Source organism: Rhodoligotrophos appendicifer (assembly GCF_007474605.1).
Classification (GTDB): Bacteria; Pseudomonadota; Alphaproteobacteria; order Rhizobiales; family Im1; genus Rhodoligotrophos; species Rhodoligotrophos appendicifer.
Map to the genome: position 1 here is coordinate 392365 of NZ_VHKL01000001.1, position 24560 is coordinate 416924.

Annotated in this window: 23 protein-coding genes and 1 tRNA gene; 15 read left to right on the top strand and 9 right to left on the bottom strand. The window is 58.5% G+C overall.

Translation table 11 applies throughout. The features are described from left to right. Positions 1-103: 103 nt before the first annotated feature. Positions 104-838 carry a hypothetical protein gene (locus tag FKM97_RS01840; RefSeq protein WP_143957427.1) on the bottom strand — a complete coding sequence of 245 codons (735 nt, stop codon included), beginning with the start codon at positions 836-838 and terminating at the stop codon, positions 104-106. Positions 839-1260: 422 nt separating this feature from the next. Here FKM97_RS01840 and FKM97_RS01845 point away from each other — a divergent pair. Beyond that, a tRNA-Gly gene (locus FKM97_RS01845) sits at positions 1261-1335 on the top strand. A gap of 228 nt (positions 1336-1563) precedes the next feature. Here FKM97_RS01845 and FKM97_RS01850 read toward each other — a convergent pair. Together FKM97_RS01850 and FKM97_RS01855 are read right to left on the bottom strand one after the other, a co-directional pair. Next, positions 1564-2691: a M20/M25/M40 family metallo-hydrolase gene (locus tag FKM97_RS01850; protein WP_143957428.1), complete on the bottom strand. Its 1128-nt coding sequence runs from the start codon at positions 2689-2691 to the stop codon at positions 1564-1566. 9 nt (positions 2692-2700) lie between these two features. Then, positions 2701-3690 (bottom strand): fumarylacetoacetate hydrolase family protein, encoded by a 990-nt coding sequence (locus FKM97_RS01855; RefSeq protein ID WP_143957429.1) that lies wholly within the window; start codon positions 3688-3690, stop codon positions 2701-2703. Between the two features lie 141 nt (positions 3691-3831). Between FKM97_RS01855 and FKM97_RS01860 the strand changes: the two genes are divergently transcribed. From FKM97_RS01860 to FKM97_RS01870, 3 genes are read left to right on the top strand one after another with little or no spacing between them, the layout of a single operon-like run. Continuing rightward, on the top strand, positions 3832-4311 hold the full coding sequence (locus FKM97_RS01860; RefSeq protein ID WP_143957430.1) for a (2Fe-2S)-binding protein: 480 nt from the start codon (positions 3832-3834) through the stop codon (positions 4309-4311). Then, a complete protein-coding gene (locus tag FKM97_RS01865; protein ID WP_170240693.1) occupies positions 4304-6463 on the top strand; it encodes a xanthine dehydrogenase family protein molybdopterin-binding subunit in 2160 nt (719 codons plus the stop codon). Before FKM97_RS01860 ends, FKM97_RS01865 begins: the two co-directional genes overlap by 8 nt. 23 nt (positions 6464-6486) lie before the next feature. Beyond that, the gene (locus FKM97_RS01870) at positions 6487-7398 is read left to right on the top strand and encodes a DMT family transporter (protein ID WP_143957432.1); all 912 of its coding nucleotides are present in this window, start codon (positions 6487-6489) and stop codon (positions 7396-7398) included. A gap of 24 nt (positions 7399-7422) precedes the next feature. Here the strand turns inward: FKM97_RS01870 and FKM97_RS01875 are convergent, their stop codons facing one another. Both FKM97_RS01875 and FKM97_RS01880 read right to left on the bottom strand, forming a co-directional pair. Beyond that, on the bottom strand, positions 7423-8472 hold the full coding sequence (locus FKM97_RS01875; RefSeq protein WP_143957433.1) for an LLM class flavin-dependent oxidoreductase: 1050 nt from the start codon (positions 8470-8472) through the stop codon (positions 7423-7425). 33 nt (positions 8473-8505) lie between these two features. Further along, complete coding sequence (locus FKM97_RS01880; RefSeq protein ID WP_143957434.1) at positions 8506-9216, bottom strand: GntR family transcriptional regulator; 711 nt, start codon at positions 9214-9216, stop codon at positions 8506-8508. Positions 9217-9394: 178 nt separating this feature from the next. On the opposite strand from FKM97_RS01880, the gene FKM97_RS01885 reads away from it, so the two are divergent. From FKM97_RS01885 to FKM97_RS01895, 3 genes are all read left to right on the top strand, one after another. After that, positions 9395-10390 carry an ABC transporter substrate-binding protein gene (locus FKM97_RS01885; RefSeq protein ID WP_143957435.1) on the top strand — a complete coding sequence of 332 codons (996 nt, stop codon included), beginning with the start codon at positions 9395-9397 and terminating at the stop codon, positions 10388-10390. 19 nt (positions 10391-10409) lie between these two features. Beyond that, the gene (locus FKM97_RS01890) at positions 10410-11165 is read left to right on the top strand and encodes an ABC transporter ATP-binding protein (protein ID WP_143957436.1); all 756 of its coding nucleotides are present in this window, start codon (positions 10410-10412) and stop codon (positions 11163-11165) included. A gap of 84 nt (positions 11166-11249) precedes the next feature. Continuing rightward, on the top strand, positions 11250-12029 hold the full coding sequence (locus FKM97_RS01895) for an ABC transporter permease (RefSeq protein ID WP_170240694.1): 780 nt from the start codon (positions 11250-11252) through the stop codon (positions 12027-12029). Positions 12030-12220: 191 nt separating this feature from the next. Here FKM97_RS01895 and FKM97_RS01900 read toward each other — a convergent pair whose 3' ends face one another. Beyond that, on the bottom strand, positions 12221-14119 hold the full coding sequence (locus tag FKM97_RS01900; protein WP_143957438.1) for an outer membrane protein assembly factor BamB family protein: 1899 nt from the start codon (positions 14117-14119) through the stop codon (positions 12221-12223). Then, positions 14116-14463 carry a hypothetical protein gene (locus FKM97_RS01905; RefSeq protein ID WP_143957439.1) on the bottom strand — a complete coding sequence of 116 codons (348 nt, stop codon included), beginning with the start codon at positions 14461-14463 and terminating at the stop codon, positions 14116-14118. Before FKM97_RS01905 ends, FKM97_RS01900 begins: the two co-directional genes overlap by 4 nt. Positions 14464-14826: 363 nt before the next feature. On the opposite strand from FKM97_RS01905, the gene aztC reads away from it, so the two are divergent. From aztC to FKM97_RS01940, 8 genes are all read left to right on the top strand, one after another. After that, on the top strand, positions 14827-15795 hold the full coding sequence (gene aztC / locus FKM97_RS01910; protein WP_143957440.1) for a zinc ABC transporter substrate-binding protein AztC: 969 nt from the start codon (positions 14827-14829) through the stop codon (positions 15793-15795). A gap of 88 nt (positions 15796-15883) precedes the next feature. Next, on the top strand, positions 15884-17098 hold the full coding sequence (gene zigA / locus FKM97_RS01915; protein ID WP_143957441.1) for a zinc metallochaperone GTPase ZigA: 1215 nt from the start codon (positions 15884-15886) through the stop codon (positions 17096-17098). Continuing rightward, positions 17088-17768: a DUF1826 domain-containing protein gene (locus tag FKM97_RS01920; RefSeq protein ID WP_143957442.1), complete on the top strand. Its 681-nt coding sequence runs from the start codon at positions 17088-17090 to the stop codon at positions 17766-17768. The genes zigA and FKM97_RS01920 overlap by 11 nt, the downstream gene beginning before the upstream one ends. Before the next feature lie 227 nt (positions 17769-17995). Next, a complete protein-coding gene (locus FKM97_RS01925) occupies positions 17996-19516 on the top strand; it encodes an ABC transporter substrate-binding protein (protein ID WP_205014652.1) in 1521 nt (506 codons plus the stop codon). Then, entirely contained in the window at positions 19513-19896 is a 384-nt protein-coding gene (locus FKM97_RS27025; protein ID WP_342783529.1) for an ABC transporter permease family protein, read from the top strand. Before FKM97_RS01925 ends, FKM97_RS27025 begins: the two co-directional genes overlap by 4 nt. A gap of 11 nt (positions 19897-19907) precedes the next feature. Beyond that, positions 19908-20450 (top strand): ABC transporter permease, encoded by a 543-nt coding sequence (locus FKM97_RS27030; RefSeq protein ID WP_342783530.1) that lies wholly within the window; start codon positions 19908-19910, stop codon positions 20448-20450. Next, complete coding sequence (locus tag FKM97_RS01935) at positions 20447-21265, top strand: ABC transporter permease (RefSeq protein WP_205014654.1); 819 nt, start codon at positions 20447-20449, stop codon at positions 21263-21265. Before FKM97_RS27030 ends, FKM97_RS01935 begins: the two co-directional genes overlap by 4 nt. Next, on the top strand, positions 21262-22656 hold the full coding sequence (locus FKM97_RS01940) for an ABC transporter ATP-binding protein (RefSeq protein WP_143957443.1): 1395 nt from the start codon (positions 21262-21264) through the stop codon (positions 22654-22656). The genes FKM97_RS01935 and FKM97_RS01940 overlap by 4 nt, the downstream gene beginning before the upstream one ends. 245 nt (positions 22657-22901) lie before the next feature. Here FKM97_RS01940 and FKM97_RS01945 read toward each other — a convergent pair whose 3' ends face one another. Beyond that, positions 22902-24350: a flavin-containing monooxygenase gene (locus FKM97_RS01945; protein WP_170240695.1), complete on the bottom strand. Its 1449-nt coding sequence runs from the start codon at positions 24348-24350 to the stop codon at positions 22902-22904. Further along, the gene (locus FKM97_RS26175) at positions 24347-24505 is read right to left on the bottom strand and encodes a hypothetical protein (protein WP_170240696.1); all 159 of its coding nucleotides are present in this window, start codon (positions 24503-24505) and stop codon (positions 24347-24349) included. The genes FKM97_RS01945 and FKM97_RS26175 overlap by 4 nt, the downstream gene beginning before the upstream one ends. Positions 24506-24560: the final 55 nt, after the last annotated feature.

Below are 24560 nucleotides of genomic sequence, written 5' to 3' on the forward strand. Positions count from 1 at the left end.
AAGCATCTGCGCCTCTGCAGCCTTGTAGGCGGAGCTTAGGAGTAGGCCTCTGAGCCTGAAGAAGTCAGAGCCCTGGATTTAAGCGCGATAAAAGGCATCTGCATCACCCCACCGCGACGAGAAGGGCCGCATAGGCACTGCTCCCTATCGCAAAGGGCCAGAAGCGGCTTTCCCGTTCCTCCGGTAACTCCTCTTTGAGGACGTTGAGGACGACACTTCCCGCCAGGAAGGCAAACAGAAATCCGATGACGATCTGTGGAAGCTCGACGAACATCCCAAGGGTCCATCCTGCCATAATGGCCCCGGCAAGCATCCAGCGACCGGAACGGTCATACCGGTGCCTGTGATATTGGCGAAGCCCGAAGTCGCTCGCCATGAAGTGGAGGGCCATGGCTACGAAGTAGAAGACGAGGGACCCCAGGCCGGCCTCCTCCCGATGCAGGAGGAGATATCCAATGATGACGTTGTAAAGACCGAATGAACCTATATGGAGCCAGAATATTTTCATTTCAGCCCGCCCATTCTCTGTGACGCCGGAGATCTGCTTGCGGGATGATTTGGCAGCCTGTTCCAAGCCATAGAAGGTGATCAACCCGGTCAGTGCGAGCAGGTAAACCCATCCTTCGGCAGCCCGTCCGCTAAGTCCCAGGCCTTCGGCGAATGTCTTCTGGTGGCTACTCAGTTCAGGAAGGATGTGCAGGAAGACATAGGCAACGGCGATCCCACCCGCTGCGGACAGCCAGCGGCTGCGCGGCACCACATGGAGGAAGCGCAGCCTACTGATGAAGAGATGGACCAGTGCAAAGGATGCGGCGAAAAGAAGTGTGAGATAGACCATCCGCTTCTCTCAAGAATGTTGCTCGGGGGCAGTCAGCGGCGCGCCCTTATGACCATGGACTACCGCATCGAGCAGTCCGGCCACGCCGAGACCCGCCGTCATAGGATGAACGGTAGCACCCGAAATAGTTTCGATCCGTGAAGTTCAACACGGACGCATGCCCAGAACAGGGCCACTGCGCCGCTGGGAGAGCCCCTGAACAGACTACTCTAGCGTGGGGGTTGATGAAAAGACGGCCGGGGCAGCAGACATGATGGAGCCGATGAGAGCCGATCAGGGAGATGCCTGGATGAGCACGATCCGACGGGGAATTGGCTTGCTCCTGAAGGGACAAACCAAGTAAAAGGAGTCTCACTTTTCCCCTGGAGTGGCATCCACTGGGACAAAGGGGAAAAAGCCGTACAAAATCAACGGCGTTTTTCGCGGGCGTAGTTCAGTGGTAGAACGTCAGCTTCCCAAGCTGAATGTCGTCGGTTCGATCCCGATCGCCCGCTCCAAATTTCTTTTCGCGATCAATGGGTTGACGGCCTACCGCTAATCTCACTTTTCCTAAGCGTCGTTCACCTGCAGTCGTGCGATGCGCAACACGAAGCGTCGATACCGAGCGACTCTTGCCGATCGCGTCGCCGCGATAACGAGCTGGCCGATCTCTGCAGCCCTGAGCCTCAAGTCGAACCAGTGGGGTGGTCATAGCCTCTTCTCTATGGAGGACATCATCATCGGCGCTATTGCAACCGCGCAAAGAGCCCGGCCATGAGTTTCCCTCGCTGAGCAAGGCTTTCGACGATGATATGTTCATCGGCCGTATGCAGATGATCCCCCTGGGCACCCAGACCATCTAAGGTCGGGACGCCCATATGCCCTGTAAAGTTGCCGTCCGATCCACCGCCGGACGTCACCGCATCCACCGAGAAGCCCAACTCGCGAGCGATTACCTTCGCCTCCTGAAAAATCGGGTTCGAAACCTTGTCCTCGTGCCAAAATGGCCGCACTGGTCCGCGTTCGAAATGAAAGGTGGCACCCGCATAATTGGCGACGGCACTTTCAACCGCGTTTTGCAAGTCGAGGAACGCCGATTGTGTCTTGGCAACGATAAGAAGTTCCGCCTCACAGGTCATTGGAATGCAATTGACCCACTTGCCGCCTTTTATCACTCCCACCCGGCAAAATGCGTCTTGATTGGATAAGCCTTCAAGCTCGACAACCTTCTCAGCCATTTCCCGGATCGCTGAAACGCCCATCGCACTCATGTGGCCTGCATGACCCGACTTGCCTTCAGTTCGGAGAATATATCTCGCGACCGTATGTCTTCCGCAAACAAGGCTGCCGTCTGGGCGGGCCGGTTCGGGAACAAGGACATATTTGTTGCGCTGAGCTTCCGCCTCGATCAGAGCGCGGCTCCCCTTGCTCCCAACCTCTTCATCGCTGGTGAACAGGATCGTCACCGGCAGCGGCGTTTGAATGTTCTGGAGCAGGAGAGCCCTCAAGGCATCGACAGCCAGAAAGTTTCCGGCCTTCATGTCGAGAATTCCTGGGCCGTAACAGCGCTCGCCATCACGCCTGAACGCCATTGAGCCGATCGGGTGCACCGTATCGAGATGGCCCAATAAGAGGATGCCAGGTGAACCAGCGGCGGGGTGGGGCAATCGAGCCCGCAACGCGTCACCAAAGCCGGGGATTGGAATCCGGTCTATGCGCGCGTCGAGAAGGCTCAACTCGTCGCTGGCGATGTCAGCCATTCGGTTAACTGCACTCGCGTCCCAGCTTGGGCTTTCACACTCGACCCAGCTCTTCAGCCTGCCGAGCATCTCCTCCGAATCCATCGTCAGGCCAAGGGGGCTGAATTCAGTCATGTTCCGATCCTACGCCGGCAGGGCGGCTACCGTGTTGACCAGCTGTCCGAGGCCGGCAATCGTGGCCTCGATCCTGTCGCCGGGCGCGAGCCAAACGGGATTGGCGTGCCCGGCAATCACTCCGGACGGGCTGCCCGAGGTTATCACATCGCCAGGCTCCAGGGTGATGTTGGACCACCACGAAACAAGGTCGGCAACACCGAAAACCATGTTTTTTGTGCTCGAGTCCTGCCGGATTTCGCCATTAAGCCGAAGGGTCATCTTCAGATCCTGCGGATCTGCGATCTCGTCAATGGTGGTTAGCCACGGCCCCAGGGGACAGGACGTATCGAAGCTCTTTCCCAGAAGGATAACTTTGTTCGCGTGTTCGCGGCTTTGAATGTCGCGCGCGGACACGTCGTTGAAGACACAATACCCGGCGACATAGTCCAATGCGTTTTCCTTGGAGACGTTTTTGGCCTTCTTGCCAATGACGATCGCCAGCTCGATTTCGTAATCCAGCTGCTCCGTGAAAGAGGGAATATAGATCGCCTCTTCGGTTCCGACTGTTGAGGATGGAGCCTGGAGGAAGCCGGTGGGATGCTGATAATGGAAGGAGCCCCAATCCTGCGCTTTCCAGGCATCGCCCTTGAAAGCGGAGGCCACCTCCTTCTTGTGATCAGAAAAATTCACTGAAGTGTGGAGGATCTTGCCCGGCCGCGGAATTGTCGGCAAAAAACGCAACTCGCTTTTCCGCCAGGCAACCTTGCTTGCCGCACGGGCATTGATCTCGTCTGGACTGCCCTTGGCAAATCGGATCACCTCCTCCGCCAAGGGATAATACCGGCCAGGGTTGGAGATCATCTCGATGATATCATTGGGAATCCGATCACCCGAAGCGTCTTTGTGAATGATCGAATCGACGGAGCGAAGATCGATAAAGACATCCTCACTGACAGCCGCAGCCAGAAAGCGGGAGCTCTGATCCGAAGTTTTGGGTTCGCATGTTACAAGCTTCATGTCCTGACCTCAGTAAGTCTGCCGCCCGCCGAGCTACGCTCACGCGCCATAGCATATATGATCCCAGCTTCGCTAATTGTAAAATGTATCCAATCCTGCCAAGATCGTCAGTGTCGATCTTCCATACCGGATGCAGGTTCAATGTTGGGCACCACAAACAGCGCCGTCGAAGAGGTGATCCTGCGTGTCAATGGCGAGGAAGCCACGGTAAGAGTTGACCCGGCAACTCCGCTCCTGTTCGTTCTCAGAAATTCTCTAGGATTGACAGGTGCAAAGCTGGGCTGCGGCCTTGAGCAGTGCGGGGCATGCGCCGTGCTTGTTGACGGTAAGAAGGCGCTCAGCTGCAATGCGCCGGTGGCACAGTTTACGGGTAAGAATATTGTCACGCCGGAGAGTGCTGACGACAACATGCTCGAGATCGTGCGCAACGCCTTTCTCGAAGCCGGCGCGGCACAATGCGGATACTGTATCCCTGGGATGGTGATTGCCGCGGCAGCCTTGCTTCACGCCACCAAACATCCTGACGATGGCGAAATTCGCGACGCTCTTCAACAGCATCTCTGCCGTTGCGGATCGCAGCAGCGCGTTTTTCAGGCGGTCAAGGAATTGGCCAATGGCTGATCACACCGACATCAACGCCAGCTTGGCAGCCTATCCTCATGTCGACGACTGGGTCCGGTTCCGCGAGGACGGCCGCCTGACGATCAGAACCGGTAAGGTCGATATCGGTCAGCGTATCAGTACGGCGTTGGCGCTCATCGCCGCTGAAGAATTCGATGTCGGCTACGACCGCATCGATATTGAGAGCGTCGATACGGATGTCTCGCTGGATGAAGAATATACCTCGGCAAGCAACTCCATCGAGCGCTCCGGGCAGTCGATCCGGCTCGCCGTGGCCACTGCGCGGCGGCATCTCATGACGCTCGCCAGCACAGCGCTGGGGGCGGAGATCAGTAAACTTGAGGTCACAGACGGTCTGGTTAAAAGCCGGGACAGCAATTACACCGTCAGCTATTGGGATCTCATTCAAGCAGATGGCTTTAACATCCCTGTAGACAAGGAAATTTCGACAAAGCGGCCCGAAGACTACAAGCTCATCGGGAGAAAGAAAGTCGTCCCGAAATCACTTCCGGATTTGATTAGCGGGAAAGCGTTATTTGTTCAGGACCTGAGCATGCCTGACATGTTGCATGCCCGGGTCATTCGCCCGCCGCATTACCACGCCCGACTGGAAGGGCTGACAGGGCTGTCGGAAGCGGAGGATGCTGTTCTTGTTCAAGATGGAAGCTTTCTCGCTGTCGCTTCATCCGACGAATACAGGACGATCCGCCTTGCTGAGAAGATCCGGGCCGGCACGCGCTGGACCTGTGAAAAACCCATGGACGACAGCAACATTTATCAGCAGCTCATTTGCAATCGACGCGAAAGCCTGCCGGTGAGCAGTGAGGGTGCTACCTTTGATCCGGTGCAGCCATTGCAAGATCCTCCGCTGTCTGCAGTCGCGACCATCGAAGCGAGAATCATGCGCCCCTACCTCATGCATGGCTCGATCGGACCATCGGCTGCGATGGCGCTCTATAAAGATGAACGGCTTACAATCTGGACCCATTCGCAGGGTGTCTTCCCCCTGAAAATGACCCTTGCAGAAGTGCTCAATCTGGATCCGCAAGCCTTGCGTCTCATCCAGATGCGGGGTCCGGGAACCTATGGCCACAATGGTGCGGACGATGCAGCTTTAGACGCGGCACTCGTTGCTCTGGCGGTTCCAGGAAGGCCGATCCTCCTGAAATGGACGCGATCCGATGAACATTGCTGGGAGCCCTATGGGCCGGCAATGGTCGTCGATATCAGGGCAAGCCTCGATGCTGACGGGATGATCGTCGATTGGTCACACGAGACATACAGCGGAACACACAGGACACGCCCCCGACCGGGGCCGGATAAGGCGGGTCCGAGGCGCATGCTGGCGACCCACCATCTGAGTACTCCAGTGGCCCCGTTTGTCCCTGAACCAGCGCTTTCCGGCCCAATGGCGGGCATTCACCGCGGGGCGTTTCCTTACTACGATGTCCCATCGCCTCGCGTCGTCAAGCACCTGGTCCATGATTTACCGCTGCGGACGTCGACCCTGCGCACGCTGGGAAGTTTCACAAACGTCTTCGCGATCGAGACGATGATGGATCGGCTGGCCGAGGCGGCAGGAAAGGATCCAATAGACTTCCGCCTGTCCCATCTCCGCGACGAGCGGGCCAAATCCGTGATCCGTGCAGCGGCGGACACGGCAAATTGGCCCGGCAGCAACGAGGATTCGCACGGGCGTGGCTTTGCTTTCGCACGCTACAACAATCGAAAAGCCTATGCCGCCGTCATTGCCGACATCGTGCTTGGCGACGATGCGGACTTACGCTTTAAACGGATCACAATCGCTGTAGACGCCGGAGAGATCATCGATCACGACGGGCTTCGCCTGCAAATCGAGGGTGGCGTCCTGCAAGCAGCAAGTTGGATGCGATACGAGGAAGTTCACTACGATCAGGATGGGATCGCCAGTCGCGATTGGGAGACTTATCCCATCCTTCGGTGCGATAACATTCCCCACATTGAGGTGGTGCTGCTCGACCGCCCCGGCAAGCGCTATCTGGGACCCTCGGAATGTTCATTGTCTCCAACGGGTGCCGCCATCGCGAACGCGGTCTATAATGCCACTGGCTTGCGACTGAGTCGGATGCCATTCACGCCTGAATCCATTCGCAGCGCGGCTATGGACACTTAATTGGCCCCGCAAAGAACAACGCCTTGACAATTCACATCCCTCGCAGCGGCAAGCAGCCGTTGACACCCTATGTCCTGCTCACCCTCGCGAGCCTCTTCTGGGGCGGTAACGCCGTTGCCGGACAACTCGCCATTGGCGAGATCTCTCCCATGGCTCTCACCTGTCTGAGATGGCTCGTGGTCGCTGTTGGTTTGCTGACATTCTATTCTCGCGAGGTGATCGAAGCTCTGCCGACGATACGCCAGCACAAATGGGGCCTTCTCCTCACCGGCTCGCTAGGTTTCACAGTATTTAATTTTCTATTCTATTATTCTGCGTATTACACAGAGGCAATGAACATCCTCATCATTCAAGGTGCGTTGCCTTTACCGGTGCTGATTGCTTCTGCAATAATGTATCGGCAGGCAATTACCATCAATCAAATGATTGGAATGGCCCTTGTGATCTTCGGCGTCATCTATCTCGCCACAAGGGGACAGCCGGCGCTGATGCTGGACATGGGCATAAACAAGGGTGATCTCCTGATCATGCTGGCCTGCCTCATCCAAGCAGCCTACACAATTTCAATCGCGCGCAAACCGCCCCTCAGCAATGAAGTGCTTTTCTGTGGTCTGGCGATATCTGCCTTCGTGACGTCTGTCCCCATGCTGGTGGCCGAAATCATCGCAGGAAAAACCCAGATACCCACGTTGGAGGGACTGGGGATCTTGGCCTATGTCGCTGTTTTCCCATCCACACTCGCGCAAATTTTCTTTATTCGCGCCATTGCATGCATCGGGCCAGGTCGCACCGGCTTCTTTGTCAATTTGACGCCGGTCTTTGGCTCAGGCTTGGCAATACTGCTTCTCGGAGAAGTCCCTCACGCCTATCATGCGATCTCCCTCGCCTGTGTGGTTTTGGGAATTGTTGCGGTAGAGATACGCAAACGGCGTTGACCTTCATCCGATGCTGAAAGACTTTCAGTTGGCCATGAATGCCGGCCGTACCCTTTCCGCGATCAGCTTGATTGCCTCGCGTCGATCGGGACCAAGCACTCCATAAAGGAGGGGCCATCGCAGACCGGCGTCGGCAAATTCAAGGAGGCGATCGGTCACCTGCGTCGGGGTGCCGGCGATCGCAACCTTATCCATAAGATCGTCCGACAGCATTTTTGCCGCGGAATCCGGTCCCTCATTCTTCACGCAGGCTGCGATCTTCTTGACCTCATCCTCGTCGACGCCAGCAGCTTTGAGCAGCGTGTCGTTCTTTATGTTCTGAACTTTATTCGCCACATACACCACCGTGAGGCGCCGTATGGCTGCCCGCGCGGAAGCTTCGTCTTCAGCAACGGAAAAGGGGAGCGTACCACCCACCGGGATTGTGTCGGCTGACCGCTGGGACTTGGCCGCACCTTGTGCAATGAGTTCGCGCGCTAGGGTCACGAACCCGGGACTGGTAAAAGTTGGCAACAAGACGATATCCGCGATCTCGCCGCCAAGCTTTATCATCAGAGGACCCGTCGCACCAATTGCTATCGGGACCTGACCCAGCTGTTTGTCTGGTGTGGCCGGCGCGTCAAGCTTGTAAATCTCGCCATGATAATCAACGGGTCGTCCGTCGAGCAATTCCCTCACCAGGCCAATGCTTTCGCGGATCGTCGGTGCCGCCCGCATGGTCTTTTCCGTCCATCCCATATGGAGGGCAGCGGCCTTGGCCGCACCGAGCCCCATGATGAAACGACCGTCGGACAATCGGCTGGTTGTATGACATTCCATCGCCAGAAGACCGGGGTGACGGGTGTAGGGCGGGACAATGCCCAAGCCGATGGTGATGCGCGACGTAACCATCGCCATTGCCGCCGCTAAAGATGTAGAGCTCGAGGGTTCCCCGAGATTTCGAAAATAGTGATATCCCTCGGCGATCCAGAAACCATCCAGACCTTTTTGGTCTGCAAGAACCGCGAGATCAATCATCTCCTTCGCGGGTGTCGTTGTCAGCAAGCAGACGCCAATATGTTTTTCAGGTAACACCACTTTGCAGCCTCCAGCGCGACGCTTCGGGCATCAACTGCCTTGGCCGCGTTCCTTCCTGAGAATGTCAAGCAACCGCCTCCCGGTATTGCGGACGTGCGAGCGCGAGCTGATAGCCGCTTCGTCCGCGTCACCCCTGACGAAGGCTTCAAAGATCGTCCGATGCTCTCGGTGAGCGTCCTTCAGCTGTGAAACGAGCCGTGCGCCCATGCGGACGTATCGTTCGGAATTGTCATGGAGCGTACCGAGCAGGTTGCACATCATCTCTCTTCGGGAGATTGTGAACAGGCGCTCATGAAACGCGCGATTTAACGTCGCGAAGTTGACAAGATCCCGGTTCGAGCGCGGCCGGATCTTTTCCATCTCTTCAATAATTGGGCGAATTTCGGCGATATCCTCATCGGTGCGCTTCGCTGTGGCGACGTAAACAGCGTGCTGTTCAACAATCGCCCGCAGCTCAAAGATCTCGTCGATATCTTCTAAGCTCAGCGAGGCGACCACGAAGCCCTGGCGCGGCCGCAAATGAACGAGCCCCTCGACCTCAAGACGGGTAAGTGCCTCGCGCACCGGCAGTCTGCTGACACCGAGAAGGTTGGCGATCTTCTCTTGTCGCAAGGGCATGCCCTGTTCAAATTCGCCAGAAAAAATCATGTCCCGGACTTTTGCATAGACGAATTCGGGCAATGTCGGCACTTCCGCGCCGCTCTCGAAACGAGAGGCATTATTGCGTGTCGTGAACTTCATCTAGCGCCTTGCATATTGTATCCGATTGCCTATCATGCTCCCGTTGGCGGATCAAGGTTCATGAGGGCCATGCCGCTCGCAGTTAAATAACTTCACGCTCGCGATAAGGAACCGCAAGGTTCGCCAGAAGAGGGGCGCTACAATCGCGCTGCGTCGACCTTGGGACAGGAGGGAGATTATGTTTTTGCGCTCGAAATTTGTGGCAGCCGGAGCGTTTTGCGCCAGCATTCTATTTTCCGGTTACTTGGCCAGTTCAGCACAGGCGGCGGAAGACGTTACCGTTTTTCTGCAGCCCATCGTTCCCTACGACTCCATATGGATGGCCGATGAAAAAGGAATATTCGAGAAAGAAGGACTGAATATCACTTACCGGCTGTTCCCATCGGGGACCACGGCGCTCCAGTCGTTTCGCGTCGGCGAAGGCGATATCCTGCTTGGCGGCGATTTTCCTGGTGTTCAGTACTGGGTGCAGAACAATAAGGATTATCGTTTGATCGCCGTGATTGATCGGGATCCCTCAAGCTATGTTGTGACGGCAAAGAAGGACATTACGAAAGCGGAGGATCTTCGCGGCAAACGGGTCGCCACAAGAGTGGGATCGACGGTCGACTGGTTCCTATCGGCCTATCTCAAGGCACATGGCATGACAAAGGATGACATCGAGGTCATCAATTTGGATGGTCAAGTGATGCCGGCCGCTCTCTGCAACGGTGACATTGACGCCTTCTTCTTCTGGCAGCCCTACAACAATACCGCCATCGAAACCTGCCCGGACATTGCGCATAATCTGTCGGATGCCAAAGGTTATATCCCTGGGTTCTCCATTGCCGCCGCGCGCCCGGAATGGCTGGAAAAGCATCCGGAGATCGCCAAAGCGTTCCTGCGCGGAATGCTTCAGGGCAAGGAGATTGCCGAGAAAGACAAGGAAGCGGTCATCGCTTACGCCGACAAGAACCTGAGCATGCCGCGTGCGATCGTCGAGGCCCAGTGGCCTGTGAAAAACCGCATCATCGCTCTCGATGACGGCGTCTATGCCGATTATTGCAAACTTGCTGAATGGATGCGCGACGAGAAGCTGATGGAGGGTCCCTTCGATCTCAAAGAGTTCGTCTGGACGAAAGGACTTGAAGAGGTCGATCCTTCGAGAGTTACAGCTCCGCCGCCTCCCTGTTAATCGAAGTAGGGCGAAGAATTTGCTTATCGTTGCCGAAAATGTCGAGAAAATCTATGGCGATCCTGAGACTGGATACCATGCACTTGAGGCAATTAATCTTGAGATCAGAGATGGCGAATTCTTCTGCCTTCTAGGAGCCAGCGGGTGTGGCAAGACCACGCTGCTTAACATGCTCGCCGGCTTCGAGCCCGTTTCGAGGGGCAGTCTGACCCTGAATGGCAAGCCCATCACCGGACCCGACAGCTCGCGGATCATGTTCTTTCAAGATGCGAATGAAGCTCTTTTTCCCTGGCTGACGGTTTCGGAAAACGTCGAATTCGGGTTGCGCATCAAAGGCATTCCCGCCGCACAACGCCGGGAGCCTGCGGAACATTATCTCTCGATGGTCGGTTTGTCTCAGCACAAGGACAAGCTGCCTTCAGAACTGTCCGGGGGGATGCGCCAACGTGTGCAGATTGCGCGCGCACTCGTCATGGATCCGGAAATCGTGCTCATGGACGAGCCGTTTGCCGCCCTTGATGCGCTGACGCGGCGCAAGATGAACTTGGAGCTGCTCCGGATCTGGGAAAGCACGCGCAAGACGGTGGTGCTGGTCACCCATGACATTCCGGAGGCGATCCTGCTTTCTGATCGTATCGCGATAATGTCAGTCGGTCCAAAGTCGCACATCGTTGAAATAATGAATATCGATATGCCCCGGCCCCGTGATCCTGGTTCAGCAGTGTTCGGCGAACTCTATAAGACAATCGAGTCAACCCTATCCAGGATTGAGTGAGCTCGTGGCCTGATGGTGGAGAAAGTGCTAAAGAGCCGGAAGATGCGCTTGGAACGCTCAAATTCAGTGCGCAGAAACGCTTTTATGTCACCGACATTTCGAGCTTTCCGCCCCCTTATTGCCACTACACTTTCGCTCATCGCGGCACTTTTTCTGTGGCACATCGTATCCACCTATTTCGTGAATCCAAGGCTGGTCCCCCCGCCGCTGTCGGTGTTCGAAACCGCTATTCCTATGATTAAGAGCGGAGAGCTCTTCAGACACGCGGGCATAAGCTTGTGGAGGATCGCCCTCGGCTTTGCCACCGGGTCCATAGCGGCAATTGTGATCGGCGTCCTCATGGGTAAGCTTCGCATCATCAACGAAGCGCTCGAACCCATAATAGAGGTGCTGCGCTACCTGTCGCCCACGGCGATGATCCCGATCGCGATCATCTGGTTCGGCATCGGTGAGATGTCGAAGTACTTCCTGATTTTTTGGGCAACGTTCTTTTTTGTTCTGATCAACACGATTGCGGGCGTCATCGGGACACCGATACCGAGGCAGCGTGCCGCCCAGTGTTTAGGGGCGAGCCAGCTGCAGATCTTCCTGCTGATCATCATACCGTCGGCTGTGCCGTACATCGTCACCGGCATGCGTGTTGCCATGGCCTCGGCCTTCATGGCGATCATTCCCGCAGAGATGCTCGCCGCGAATTCGGGCATCGGGTATCTCTTGCAGCAGTCCGGGGTGCTGATGCAGACAAATCGCATCTTCGTGGCACTCGCGGTCATCTGCCTGCTCGGCTTCGTCACCGATCGCATTTTCCAATGGCTCATCAACGTGACCATGGCCCGCTACCTGATGAAGCCTCAGGTCAACTAAGAACATATCGCCAGGGCAGCATTTCCAGAAGTGCGCGAAACCTGTCAGCAAGAACAGAATAGCTAAAGACGCTCCGATTGGATGGGCGAGCCGATGATGAACACGATGTGTCGATAACCGCCAGCTGAGCAATCACCCCTTGTTCATGCGAACGGACTGTGGACTGACAGCCTAAATCTGGACTGGAGGATTCACTGCGGAAGACGGTAGGCGACGACCTGATCCGAGACTTCCGGCTTTAAAATGGAATTGCCGCCGACCGCGAACACGACATAGTCCACGCCTTCATGAGTGAACACTGCCGGTATGGAGACGGCGGGAGCTTCAACCAGATCGGACCAGAGCTCGCGTCCCGTTCGTGCATCGAGTGCACGCACGCGGGAATCGACGGATGCCCCGAGGAAAACAACGCCACCCGCAGTGGCCACAGGCCCGCCCAAGGTTGGTGACCCCCATGATCTTAAGCCGTAAAATCCCTTGAGCTGCGCGCGTCCGAACGGCGTTTCGTAGAGCAGTTCGCCGGTGCTCAGATCATAGGCCGAAAAGGTACCAAACGGCGGCTCCCAGCACGGCATACCTGCCCAGTTGCTCCAATCGGTGAGATGAATGCCGTAGGGCGAACCTTTCTGGGGAGAGTGACCTTCTTCGTTTCCGCCTTCTGCGTCCTGTATCTGCTCGTACTTGTCACGCGGAATCAGGCGGATCACCTGAACGATGCGCGAGGCGTTCACATAGAGCGTGGCGCTGCGCGGGTCTACGGCAACGCCGCCCCAGTTCGTCGCTCCGGCTGTGCCGGGGAAGAAGAGGGTCCCCTGTTCAGAGGGTGGCGTGAAGATGCCCTCATAGAGATAGTTTTCCCGATCACGGGAGCACTGGCCGAAGCTCACCAGATCGGCGAGCCACCAAACATCAGGAAGTTCGAGTGGATTTCCGACCGGGCGCGGGGTCAGGGCGAAGGGTTGCGTGGGGGCTGTCACCTCGCCATCGGCAGTGCTTTGCGGTGTCGGGCGATCTTCAACCTTGAACAGCGGCTCGCCGGTCCGGCGGTCGAGCACGAAGAGGAAGCCCTGCTTGGTTGCCTGCACAAGCGCCGGAATTGTCGTCCCGTTTCGTTCGATATCGACGAGGGTTGGCGCGGACGGAGTGTCATAGTCCCAGATGTCGTGGCGCACATGCTGGAAACTCCAGGCGATCTCGCCGCTTTCAATGTTGACGGCGGTCACTGATGTTGCCAATGGGATCGGATCGGTCCGATCACCGCCCCAATAGTTGGGGCTTGGCGAAGAAACCGGCGCGTAGACCAGGCCAAGCTCCGGATCCGCTGTCATCGCCGTCCAGATATTGGCTGTGCCCGTTTTCGAGATCAGCTCTTCGGGAATGAAATTGGCTTCCCATAAAAGTTTGCCGGTGCGCGCATCGATTGCCAGAAGATTTCCTGGAGGCGCGACACGATACTCCCAATCCTTACCGGCCCAGCCAAGGAGAAGAGTGTCGCCCACCACGAGCGGCGGCTGGAGCAGCGAGAAAGGGAAAACGTCGTTGACGGTGTTCCATTGGTTGACGTTCAGCACGCCGCTGTCGCCAAACATGGCGCATCGCTTGCCGGTGTCGGCGTCCACGGCGTGCAACTCTGCGTCCATCGTCCCGATGAATACCCGCTTTTCACAGGCGCCGGCTTGGCCGCTCTGCCAGTAAGCAACGCCGCGATTTTTGAGTGCGGGCTGCGTCAGCGCCTCGAGGGTGGAGTCGCTGTTGTAGGCCCAGCGCTCCTCGCCGGTCGCGGGATCGAGCGCGATGATCCGATAAAATGGCGTTCCAACGTAAAGCGTCTTATTGGCGTAGACCGGTGTGGCAGACCAGACCGTCTCCGGGAGTTCGCCCGAGCCGTCGGACACGTCACCCGTACGATAATCCCAAACCCGCTCAAGGCTGCCGACTGTGTCGGGAGTGAAACTCTGGGCCTTCGAGAATTTTGTGGAGGCCAGGTCGCCGTGAAACGCCGTCCATTCGGATTGCTGCGCAGGGGCAGGACCAACCGTTGCGAACAGAAGAGCGAGAGAAATGGCGGCACAGCGAGCGCTGGAAATCATGAGGCGGTCCTGCGAACGCTTGAGAAAAAGGCAAAGATGAAGCTCAGGAATGCGGCCCCCATCGCAGCAGCAAAGACGAACTGCATGAGGAACCAGGCAGCGACTGCGGTAAGCCCTGCAGCCAAGAGCAAGACAAAAACAAAGACGAGTACACCCCGATTCGGCATCACCCCCAGAACCAGAAGCCCGGTGCCTGCCGCTGTTACCCCCGCGCCGATCAATGCCAGCAGAGCTCCCAGTGACCCGTCGACACCCGTGTTACCAAGCGGCGCAGCATATGCGGCCAAGGCAAGGCCGAGGCCGATAACAGAAAAAAGAAGCGATGCGAGAAACTTGTGCTGCATACCCAAGCCAACGTGAAAAAAAGCGACAGGTTCCAGCCAAACTTTTGCTCCAGTGGTTTAGAGCTCCCTGTCCGATGGCCACCACGCTGATCTCCCACAGACTCTGCCCTAGATTGCTTGTGCACCTGAAGATGGAGACTCCGCTGCAGCGTAGCCTGCGATTGGATACGGTCCGTGGAATAGGATTTTCAGCAGTGTTTAATTGTCCACGGTCCGATCAGCGGATGCGTCTGTTACGGACCGAATGCGCACTCAAGATGATCACCTGCCCCTCCGTTGACTTACGTTATAACATAACATATCGATGAGACGAGTAGAGGGAGGCAACGAGCCCTCGACCGTCCATGGTAAGGAAATGGTGAGATGATCAGAACACTGGCTGGCGCATTGGGTGCAACGAGTTTGCTGCTGCTGGGGAACGTCGCTGCATCTGCCGAGCCGCTCAAGGTCGTCGCCAGCTTCTCCATCATTGCAGATTTCGCGAAAAATGTCGGTGGCGACAGGGTAGAGATCGTCACCCTGGTCGGACCGAATGGCGATGCGCATGTCTATGATCCGAAGCCCTCTGACGCCGCTGCTCTTGCCGCAGCTGACGTGGTGCTCACCAACGGTCTTCAGTTTGAGGGCTTCTTGCCGCGCCTAATCAAGGCTTCGGGCGCGAAAGCGCCGATGGTGGAACTGACGAAAGGCGCCGAGATCCTGAAGGTCGAGGAGGAACCTCACGCGCATGCGGAGGCCGGCGAGCATCAGCATGAAAAGGCTGAGGACCACGACCATGAGGAGGGCCATCACCATCATGGAGAATTTGATCCGCATGCGTGGCAATCGGTCCACAATGCAGAAGTCTACGTAAAGAACATTGCTGACGCCTTCTGCGCCGCGGATAAGGCGGGATGCGACACCTACACGGCAAATGCCAAGATCTACACCAATGCGCTCAAGGCGTTGGATACCGAAATCAAGGCGGCCGTAGCGGAGATCCCTGAGAACAAGCGCACCGTCATCACCTCGCACGACGCCTTCGGCTATTTTGAGCACGAATATCAGATCATCTTGCTCGCCCCCGAGGGCATTTCGACGGATACCGAAGCCTCTGCCGCCGACGTCGCTGCTCTGATCAGACAGATTAGAGAAGACAAGGCTTCCGCGATCTTCGTCGAAAATATCAGCAATCCAAAGCCGATAGAGCGGATCGGCCAGGAGACAAACTTGAAGGTGGGCGGCGAGCTTTTTTCAGACGCACTCTCAGAGGAGAGCGGTCCAGCCGCCACCTATATCGAGATGATGCGCCACAACATCAAAACGATCAGGGGCGCCGTGCTCGGGGACTGACCAGCGCGAAAGGCGACAAGGCGGAGCAATCCCGCTTTCTGTCCACCATAAACTGTTATGTTATAACATATCAATCACAGAGGTCCGAATGCCCTCACTTCTGCCTGTCACCGTTCTCTCAGGCTTTCTCGGAGCCGGAAAGACGACACTGCTCAATCACGTTCTGAACAACCGCGAAGGACGTCGGGTCGCCGTCATCGTCAACGACATGAGCGAAGTCAACATCGATGCCGACCTGTTGCGGGAGGGAGGCGCAAACCTGTCTCGCACGGACGAGAAGTTGATTGAAATGACCAATGGATGCATCTGCTGCACGCTGCGGGACGACTTGCTCGCCGAGGTCCGCCGTCTCAGCGAGGATGGTCGCTTCGACTACCTGCTGATCGAGGGCACTGGCATCGCCGAGCCCCTGCCTATCGCCAGCACCTTCTCGTTTCGTGACGAGGATGGCCAAAGCCTGTCCGACATCGCGCGACTCGATACAATGGTCACCGTGGTCGATGCCGCCAACCTGCTTCAGGACTATGGTTCGCGAGATTTCCTGCGCGATCGTGGAGAGACGGCGGGCGAAGAGGACGAGCGGACTTTGGTCGACCTTCTGGTTGAACAGATCGAGTTTGCAGATGTCGTCGTCATCAACAAAACTTCCGCCGTGTCCCCCGAGCAGCTCTGGCTCGTGCGCAAAGTGGTCGTCGCACTAAATCCGGATGCCCGTATCGTCGAAACCGATTACGGGAGAGTGCTCCTGGGCGATGTTCTCGATACCGGCCTGTTCGACGAGGGCAAGGCCCAGCAGCATCCGCTCTGGTTCAAGGAACTCTACGGGTTCGGAGAGCATGTGCCAGAGACGGAAGAATATGGCATCACGAGCTTCGTCTACCGCGCACGCCGACCGTTCCATCCAGAGAAGTTCAGTTCGGTCATCAACGCGACCTGGCCAGGGCTCATCAGGGCAAAAGGCCATTTCTGGCTGGCCACCCGGCCCAACTGGGTGGGCGAGTTTTCGCTGGCAGGCGCCATCGGTCATGTCAGCGGCATGGGCTTCTGGTGGGCGGCCGTCCCGAAGGAGCGTTGGCCCGACGATGCCGAGTGGCGGTCGATTCTGAATCGCAACTGGGACAGGGTCTGGGGCGATCGGAGACAGGAGCTGGTGTTCATCGGCACCGGCATGGACGAGCTGGCGATACGAACAGCGCTTGACGAGTGCCTTGTCGGATCAGGAACGAACCCAAGCTTCGATCCCCAAGCCTATCGCCATCTGCACGATCCCTTTGCCTCCTGGGAGCGCGTTCATGCAGCCTGAACGGTCTGTTGGTGTGGCTCGCCTGATCGCTGCAGATCTGCATCCGGGAGCTCAGAGGCTTTCGCGAACAAGTCTGGAAGCCGGCCCGATCAGTCTCCTGCCGAGGACGTTGGAGCCCTTCATCCTTCACGCCATCGACTCGATTCCTGTTGCAGCGCTGCCTTGCCTGCGTCTGGAGGGCACTGGCTTCAGCATGAAGGCCGCGCTGCATGGGGCCTTCATCGCCAGCGAATTCGCGCCCGATTGGCTGGCCGACTGGATGTCTGATGATATCGCCTTCCTTGCGCATCTGTTTCAAGACTTGACGGGCGCCCAGACGGTCCAAGTGCGGCTCGAAGCGGTCGACGATGATGGCTGCAGGCGTTTCCACGCCGACGCGGTCCACTTTCGGCTGGTGACCACTTATCGCGGCCCCGGCACCCAGTGGATTTCACCCCGCGCGCTGTGCGGACGGGCTCCAGCAAGCCCTGTCTCCAGAGAGGCGATCCGTCAGCTCGACCGCGGAACGGTGGCCATTCTCCGCGGCAGCAAGGGAGAGACGCCCGAGCGCCCGAGCCTGCTGCATCGTTCACCGCCCATAGAAGGAAGCAACATCGTGCGCTTGTTCTTGGCGATCGATGATGCGGCAGACCACGATCATTCGACACAGGAGAAGAGCCATGATCAGTGAAGCCAAGTGCTTGAGCAGTGCATTCCGTTCTCATTTGGAGCAGCTGCGCAGCTGTGTGACAAACGAAGCTTGAGCCTGACCACGGCTCGCCACGGAGTCCGCCTCATCTCAGGAGATGCCATTCGAGAGCCAGATCCCGCTGGTGAATGTGGACAGGCGAGGCGAGTAGATGTTACAACAAATGTAATGTTATAATATTGCAAGTACGCTTTCTTTGGGGATTTCTCATGCTGCACAGGTTTATCACGGTGCTCGCCACCTTGATATTTGTTGGTCTTTCTCCTGCCTTGGCGGAGAATGACCAGGTGCTGGACGTCGTGGCACCCTTCGAAATCAAAGGGACGGATCCTTCGCTGTCCGGCGACATTTTCCTGAAGATGGGCATCGTCGAGACGCTGGTGGACGCCGACCGCGACGGCAATCCGACCCCGGCTTTGGCCGAGAGCTGGGAGAGGTCGGAGGACGCCACCGTTTGGCGCTTCAAACTGCGGCCGGGCGTGCGCTTTCACGACGGTTCGATGCTCTCGGCTGATAGTGTCGTCAAGTCGTTGACCGTGGCCAGGAGCAAACCCGGCATTCTCGACAAGGCGCCCATTACAAGGATCGAGGCCGATGGCGACGATGTTGTCATCCGGCTGTCCAAGCCCTTTGCTCCCCTGCTGGCTTTTCTTGCCGAAAACCGGGCGCAAATTCTGAGTCTCGGCAGCTTCTCTGCCACCGACGAGGTCACCAGCGTGATCGGAACGGGCGCCTATCGGTTGACCTCCCTGCAGGCGCCCCAGAAGTTGACCACGGAAGTCTTCCCAGACTATTGGGGCGACAAGCCCGTCATCGGCGGCACGACATATCTCGCAGTCGGGCGCGCCGAGACCCGCGCCCTGATGGCCGAAAGTGGCGACGCCGACTATGTCTTGAACCTTGATCCGGCAAGTCGCACGCGGTTGGCGGCGAGCGATAAAGTCGATGTCCTAGCGGTCTCTATTCCCCGCTCGGTGCTCCTCAAGGTTAATGCCGGTCATCCTTTTCTCGACGATGTGAAAGCACGTCAGGCCCTCAGCCTCGCAATCGACCGCGAGGGCATCGCCGCAGCGATCTTGCGATACCCTGCAGCTGCTGACCAGCTCTTCCCGCCAAGCGTCGGCACCTGGCATAACGCGTCGATCGCACCGCTTGCCCATGATGTGGAAAAGGCGAAGGCGTTGCTTGCTGAACTCGGCTGGAAGCCGGGCGCCGATGCCGTGCTCGAACGCGACGGCAAGCGATTCTCGCTGACCCTCACCACCTATCCCGATCGCCCAGAACTTCCCCTGATCGCCGCGGTGCTGCAGGAGCAATTCCGAGAAATCGGAGTCGAGGTGACGATCAACTCGACCAATTCCAGCGAGATCCCCGCCAAGCATCAGGATGGTTCCCTGGAAATCGGGCTTGTGGCCCGGAACTTCGCCCTGGCGCCGGATCCAATTGCGACCGTGTTGCAGGACTATCCGCCGAAGGGCGGCGACTGGGGTGCCATGAATTGGTCGAACCCGGAATTCGAGACGCTGATCGCGGCTCTTGCGACGGCATCGAGCACGGAGGACGGCCAGACGCTGCGCGACAAGGCGGTGGCTATTCTTCAGGATGAGCTCCCGGTCATTCCGATCGCCTGGTATCAGCAGACGGCTGGCGTCTCGAAATCGGTGAAAGGGGCGGCGATCGATCCTTTCGAGCGCAGCTTCGGGATTTCCAAGATGCGATGGGCAGAGTGATCAGGACGCTTGGTTATCGTCTGTTCCAGGCCGTCTTGGTGGCTGTGCTGGTCGGCCTCCTGACCTTCATTCTCGTCCGCTCCCTGCCGGGTGACATGGCCTATCGTATCGCTGCCGGGCGGTACGGCTACGACATGGTCGACACGGCAGCCGCAGAGAGGGTGCGCCAGGAGCTCTCTCTGAGCAGCGGGTTGGGCCTTGAAGCGCTCCTCTCCTGGTTCTGGGACTTGCTTCGGTTCGATCTGGGCACCTCGCTGGTCTCGAGCCAGCCGGTGATCGGCGAAGTTACGCATCAGCTTGGCCATACCCTCGGCCTGGCACTTGCGGCCATCGTCCTCTCGATGCTTATGGCCCGCCGCCCGGCATTCTCGCCGGACTGAAGCCGGACAGCGTGCTCGACCGTGGATTGCTGCTGGTCTCGACGGGCATTCGGGCCCTGCCGCATTTCGTTGTCGGATTGTTGCTCATCATCCTCTTCGCCGCGCATCTCGGCCTGCTTCCCGCAGCGGGGCACGGACGGCAGGAGCACATGATCCTTCCCGCACTGACACTGGCCCTCGGCCTAGCCTCGGTGTCGAGCCGTGTGGCTCGCGACGCGATGGTCGGGGTGGCGGGCTCTGCCTATTATAGCTTCGGCCGAACCAAAGGGCTCTCCGAGGCCCAGATGTTCCGTCGGCATGGGCTGCGCAATGTCAGCGTGCCAATCGTGACCTATCTCGGCATTCAGTTCGTCTATCTTGTCGAGGGCGTAGTGGTGGTGGAAACGCTCTTCGCTTGGCCGGGCATCGGCCATGCCCTGGTCCACGCCATCTTCGCCCGCGATGTTCCCATGATTCAGGGGACAGCGCTGGTGATGGGGCTGATGTTCGTCACGCTGAATGCCTTGATCGATCTCGCCTGTTACTGGCTCGATCCGCGCAGGCAGCCGGCATGATGTCGCCGGGCCTCTCGCTGACCCTGGGCGCGCGCTGGCCCGTCCATCGCATCGTCGGTGTGACGCTGATGACGGCGATCTTCGCCTTCGCCTTTCTCACCCCCCTGTTCTGGCCCGTCGATCCCACCCGTCAGAGCTTGAGGAATGTCCTGGTGGGCCCGAATTGGGCAGAACCTCTCGGTTATGACCATCTCGGCAGGTCGATGCTCGCACGCCTGTCGGCGGCCCTGAGGCTGTCGCTGGGCCTGGCTTTTCTCAGCGTCTTCACTGCCGCTGTGCCAGGGGTCGCGCTCGGCATCCTGGCAGCCTGGAAAGGCGGTCTCGTCGACCGCGCTGTGTCGTTGCTGGCGGATGTCTTTCTGGCACTTCCCGGACTGCTTCTGGTGCTGATGCTGTCTGCGATCGTCCCCAACTCCCCCGCCATGCTCTATGTCGGCATCTCTCTGGTTCTGTGGATCGAGTATTTCCGCCTCACCCGCGCCCTGACTCGCACGCTCGTTACCGCTCCGGCCGTGCAGGCATCGCGCCTTCTCGGTTTCGGCCGGTTTTATATCTTCCGCCGGCACCTCTGGCCGGAAATCGGTCCTTTGCTGCTGACGGTCGGCGCTTTCGGAGCGGCGACCGCTATCATGGCGATCGCAGCCCTGGGCTTCGTCAGCGTGGGTGTGCGCCCCCCGACGCCCGAGCTCGGTCTCATGATGATCGAGCTGCTCCCGTATTATCAGGAAGCACCGCATGCACTCCTGCAGCCGATCTTGGTGCTCTTCCTGCTGGTCCTCAGTCTCAACCTCATCGGCGGAAGCAAGCAGAGATGACGGTGCTCCTCACTGCGAAGGACGTGGCCGTCACCGCCGGCGATACGCTGCTAAAGCCTGCCTCGCTCGTGCTTCACAAAGGCCGCCCATTCACCATTCTGGGCGAAACAGGGTCCGGAAAGAGCCTGCTCGCTCAGGCCATCATGGGGACCTTGCCCAAAGGCCTGTGCGCTTCCGGCTCCGTGACCATCGGCGATCGCATACTGGATCTTTCCCAGGACGGCAACCATCGCAGCCTGTGGGGAACGGTGATCGGTGTGCTGCCGCAGGAGCCTTGGATGGCACTCGACCCGACGATGCGAGCGGTCCGCCAGGTCGAGGAGGGGTATCTGTATGTGCGGGGCGCCGACCGCGACACCGCGCGACGGTCCGCCAACACAGACCTGGCCGAAATCGCCCTCGAAACGGCCAGCGAAAAGCTGCCGTCACAGCTGTCCGGCGGCATGGCGCAACGCGTTGCCTTCGCTGCAGCACGCGCTGGAGGGGCTGCCATCATCATCGCCGATGAGCCGACCAAGGGGCTCGACGTGGCCCGCCGCGACGATGTGATCGCGCTTCTGGCGAAGGAGGTCGCATCCGGGGGTGGGCTGCTCACCATCACCCACGACCTCGAGCTGGCACGGCGCCTTGGGGGTGACGTCGCGATCATGCTGGAGGGCAAAGTGATCGAACAGGGAGCGGCCGAAGCTGTCTTCCGGGCCCCTTCGCATGAATATACCCGGCGGCTCATCGCGGCCGATCCCGCGTCATGGCCGATGCGGGAGAAGACGGCGCCGGCCGGTCGGAGCATTCTGGTCGCGGAAGGGCTTGCCAAACGCCGTGGCGGGCAGCAGCTGTTCAAGGGCCGCGACTTCGCCGTCGGTGCGGGCGAAATTGTTGGCATCACCGGTCCCAGCGGTTGCGGCAAGAGTACATTCGGCGACATCCTTCTCGGTCTGTTGCAGCCCGATGAAGGCATCGTCTCTCGCTCCCCCGATTTCGCTCCGATCCGCTTCCAGAAGCTGTACCAGGATCCGCCCTCCGCCTTTCCGCAGCGGGTCACCCTCCGCTGTGCGCTGGACGACCTGGTGGCGCTGCATCGTCTCGACGAAAAACGCATCGCGCCGCTGTTGCACCGCCTGCGCCTGCCGGCATCCCTGCTCGACCGATTGCCCTCCGAGGTTTCGGGCGGGGAACTGCAACGGCTGGCCTTGCTGCGGGTGCTCTTGCTGGATCCAGTGTTCCTGTTCGCGGATGAACCCACGTCGCGCCTCGACCTCATCACCCAGCGTGAGACGATCGAGCTCTTGATCGAGATCGCCAAGGAGAGCGGCTGCGCTCTCCTGATCGTCAGCCACGATGCGGAGCTTATCGAGAAAACAAGTGATCGGAGTATCGCTTTCACTCTTTGAAAGAGAAGCTGAAACTCTCATCTGGATCCGAGCGTCTTCGCGACATGTCGCTTTCCGTGATAACCGCAGAAGATCTTCTATGGTGCTTCTCGAAGGTGAGACGCCGCGGCAAGCGCGAACCAAATACGGGTCCGTGGAAAGGTGGACGATAGCTCGACAACACGCTCCACACCCCTCTTGATGACAAACTGAACGACGCGATGCTTCAGTCCGACATCTTTCGACGTACACGGGCGACGTTTGGCCTACACCTTCAGCACCATGGCCCGCCGCCGCTGCGTTGCGCAGAGCCACCAGAACTTTGTCGCCGAAAACGGCCACTGCGTGACGATCTTCCCACTGGGGGCGGAAAAATAATTCGTCGTCGATTTGTAGACGGAGGTCTCAAGCCGTTGCTGGAGCCATGAATTGTAGCGGTCGAACACGTCCCGTCTGACTTCAGCGCGGCGAGCCCCTTGGCGCATCATATCGGCAATGGTGTTCGCTGCGAATTTCGCTTGGCATTCCAGCATGAAGATCACGGGGCCAGCATTGGTGTTTGGGCCATACAGCATGAAGAAGTTGGGAAACCCGGGCATGCACGTCCCGAGATACGCCGCGGGTTCGCCGGCCCACACCTCCTGAAGATCGGCGTTCGCTGACCCTTTGACCTCAAGCCGCGAGAGATAGCGCGCCGCGTGGAAGCCGGTCGCTAGGACGACGAGGTCGAGGTGATGGGAATGACCCTGAACGTCGACGACGCCATCAGCGCCGATTTCCCTCACGGCCGGTGCGATGCTCACATTGGGCTGCGCGATCGCTTTATAGTAGAGGTCGTTCACGATCGGACGCTTGCCGTAGAACGGGAAGTCCGGCGTCAGCGTCTCGATCAGGTCGGGTCGACCATCCAGCGCCTGCCTGAGGTGATTTTCGGCGATCTTGCGCATCCGTATGTTGGTGCGGGAGCCCGGCTGATCCTGCTTCCCCAAGATCTTGACCTTCTCGTACTTGTAGTACTCATGGAGGAATTTCATCCGGTATCTAAGCGGCCGGCTTTGGCGCCGCCTCTCCTCGGGAGTATATGTGCGATTGCCCTTGGGCATGGCCCAATTGGGCGAACGCTGGAAGACCGTAACGCTGTCAGCCGCCTTCGTCGCCTCTGCCACCACCTGAACGGCCGATGACCCCGTACCCACGACACCAACCTTCAGGCCGTCAAACCGCAGATCCTTTGGCCATTGCGCCGTGTGGACGATCTTAACGGATGATGCCTTCTGATCCACCCAGTCGGGAAGGAGCGGTACGTTGAGGAAGCCGACGCAGGAGACGACGACATCGAATTCCCGCGTCCCGCCATCGGCGAAGGTAAGCGTGTAGGAACTGCGCTCATCGGACCAGGCTGCAGAACGGACAGCCGCATTGAACTGAAAGTGCCGTCTCAGGTCGAACCGGTCCACCGTCCTTTCCAGATAGGAAAGGATCTCATCATGGGCGGCATAGCGCTGGCTCCAGTCGAAATCGCTGAAGGTGAAGCTGTAGAGGTGCGAGGGCGTGTCGACCTCGGCCCCGGGATAGCGATTGTCGTACCACGTTCCCCCCAGACTCTCGGACGCCTCGAAAATCGTGAACTCCGAAAGCCCTCTTCGCCTCAGATGGTAGGCGGTGGCGATGCCGCTGATCCCCCCGCCGATGACGGCAATGCGGGGCTGTCTCATGGAAACATTTTCCATTCAACGATAATGGCTGGGGCCGTGACCACCCGTCCGCAGCCGCTCTCCCTGACGCTGGGCATGCCAGCCTGGCAGGTGAGATCGGTCCTCTTCAGGGTGACGTCGACGGTCCGGTCCCATTCGTCTTCGGCGATCTTCATGAAGTCGCCGAACTGAAGACCCCGGCGCTGCAGAGCACTCTATCAAGCTCCCCGA

What these genes read in the sequence shown, in the direction of transcription:
- FKM97_RS01840 (WP_143957427.1), bottom strand. Translation starts at nt 838, where the DNA reads ATGGTCTATCTCACACTTCTTTTCGCCGCATCCTTTGCACTGGTCCAT.
- FKM97_RS01850 (WP_143957428.1), bottom strand. Translation starts at nt 2,691, where the DNA reads ATGACTGAATTCAGCCCCCTTGGCCTGACGATGGATTCGGAGGAGATG.
- FKM97_RS01855 (WP_143957429.1), bottom strand. Translation starts at nt 3,690, where the DNA reads ATGAAGCTTGTAACATGCGAACCCAAAACTTCGGATCAGAGCTCCCGC.
- FKM97_RS01860 (WP_143957430.1), top strand. Translation starts at nt 3,832, where the DNA reads ATGTTGGGCACCACAAACAGCGCCGTCGAAGAGGTGATCCTGCGTGTC.
- FKM97_RS01865 (WP_170240693.1), top strand. Translation starts at nt 4,304, where the DNA reads ATGGCTGATCACACCGACATCAACGCCAGCTTGGCAGCCTATCCTCAT.
- FKM97_RS01880 (WP_143957434.1), bottom strand. Translation starts at nt 9,216, where the DNA reads ATGAAGTTCACGACACGCAATAATGCCTCTCGTTTCGAGAGCGGCGCG.
- FKM97_RS01885 (WP_143957435.1), top strand. Translation starts at nt 9,395, where the DNA reads ATGTTTTTGCGCTCGAAATTTGTGGCAGCCGGAGCGTTTTGCGCCAGC.
- FKM97_RS01895 (WP_170240694.1), top strand. Translation starts at nt 11,250, where the DNA reads ATGTCACCGACATTTCGAGCTTTCCGCCCCCTTATTGCCACTACACTT.
- FKM97_RS01900 (WP_143957438.1), bottom strand. Translation starts at nt 14,119, where the DNA reads ATGATTTCCAGCGCTCGCTGTGCCGCCATTTCTCTCGCTCTTCTGTTC.
- FKM97_RS01905 (WP_143957439.1), bottom strand. Translation starts at nt 14,463, where the DNA reads ATGCAGCACAAGTTTCTCGCATCGCTTCTTTTTTCTGTTATCGGCCTC.
- aztC (WP_143957440.1), top strand. Translation starts at nt 14,827, where the DNA reads ATGATCAGAACACTGGCTGGCGCATTGGGTGCAACGAGTTTGCTGCTG.
- zigA (WP_143957441.1), top strand. Translation starts at nt 15,884, where the DNA reads ATGCCCTCACTTCTGCCTGTCACCGTTCTCTCAGGCTTTCTCGGAGCC.
- FKM97_RS01920 (WP_143957442.1), top strand. Translation starts at nt 17,088, where the DNA reads ATGCAGCCTGAACGGTCTGTTGGTGTGGCTCGCCTGATCGCTGCAGAT.
- FKM97_RS01925 (WP_205014652.1), top strand. Translation starts at nt 17,996, where the DNA reads ATGCTGCACAGGTTTATCACGGTGCTCGCCACCTTGATATTTGTTGGT.
- FKM97_RS01935 (WP_205014654.1), top strand. Translation starts at nt 20,447, where the DNA reads ATGATGTCGCCGGGCCTCTCGCTGACCCTGGGCGCGCGCTGGCCCGTC.
- FKM97_RS01940 (WP_143957443.1), top strand. Translation starts at nt 21,262, where the DNA reads ATGACGGTGCTCCTCACTGCGAAGGACGTGGCCGTCACCGCCGGCGAT.
- FKM97_RS01945 (WP_170240695.1), bottom strand. Translation starts at nt 24,350, where the DNA reads ATGAGACAGCCCCGCATTGCCGTCATCGGCGGGGGGATCAGCGGCATC.
- FKM97_RS26175 (WP_170240696.1), bottom strand. Translation starts at nt 24,505, where the DNA reads ATGAAGATCGCCGAAGACGAATGGGACCGGACCGTCGACGTCACCCTG.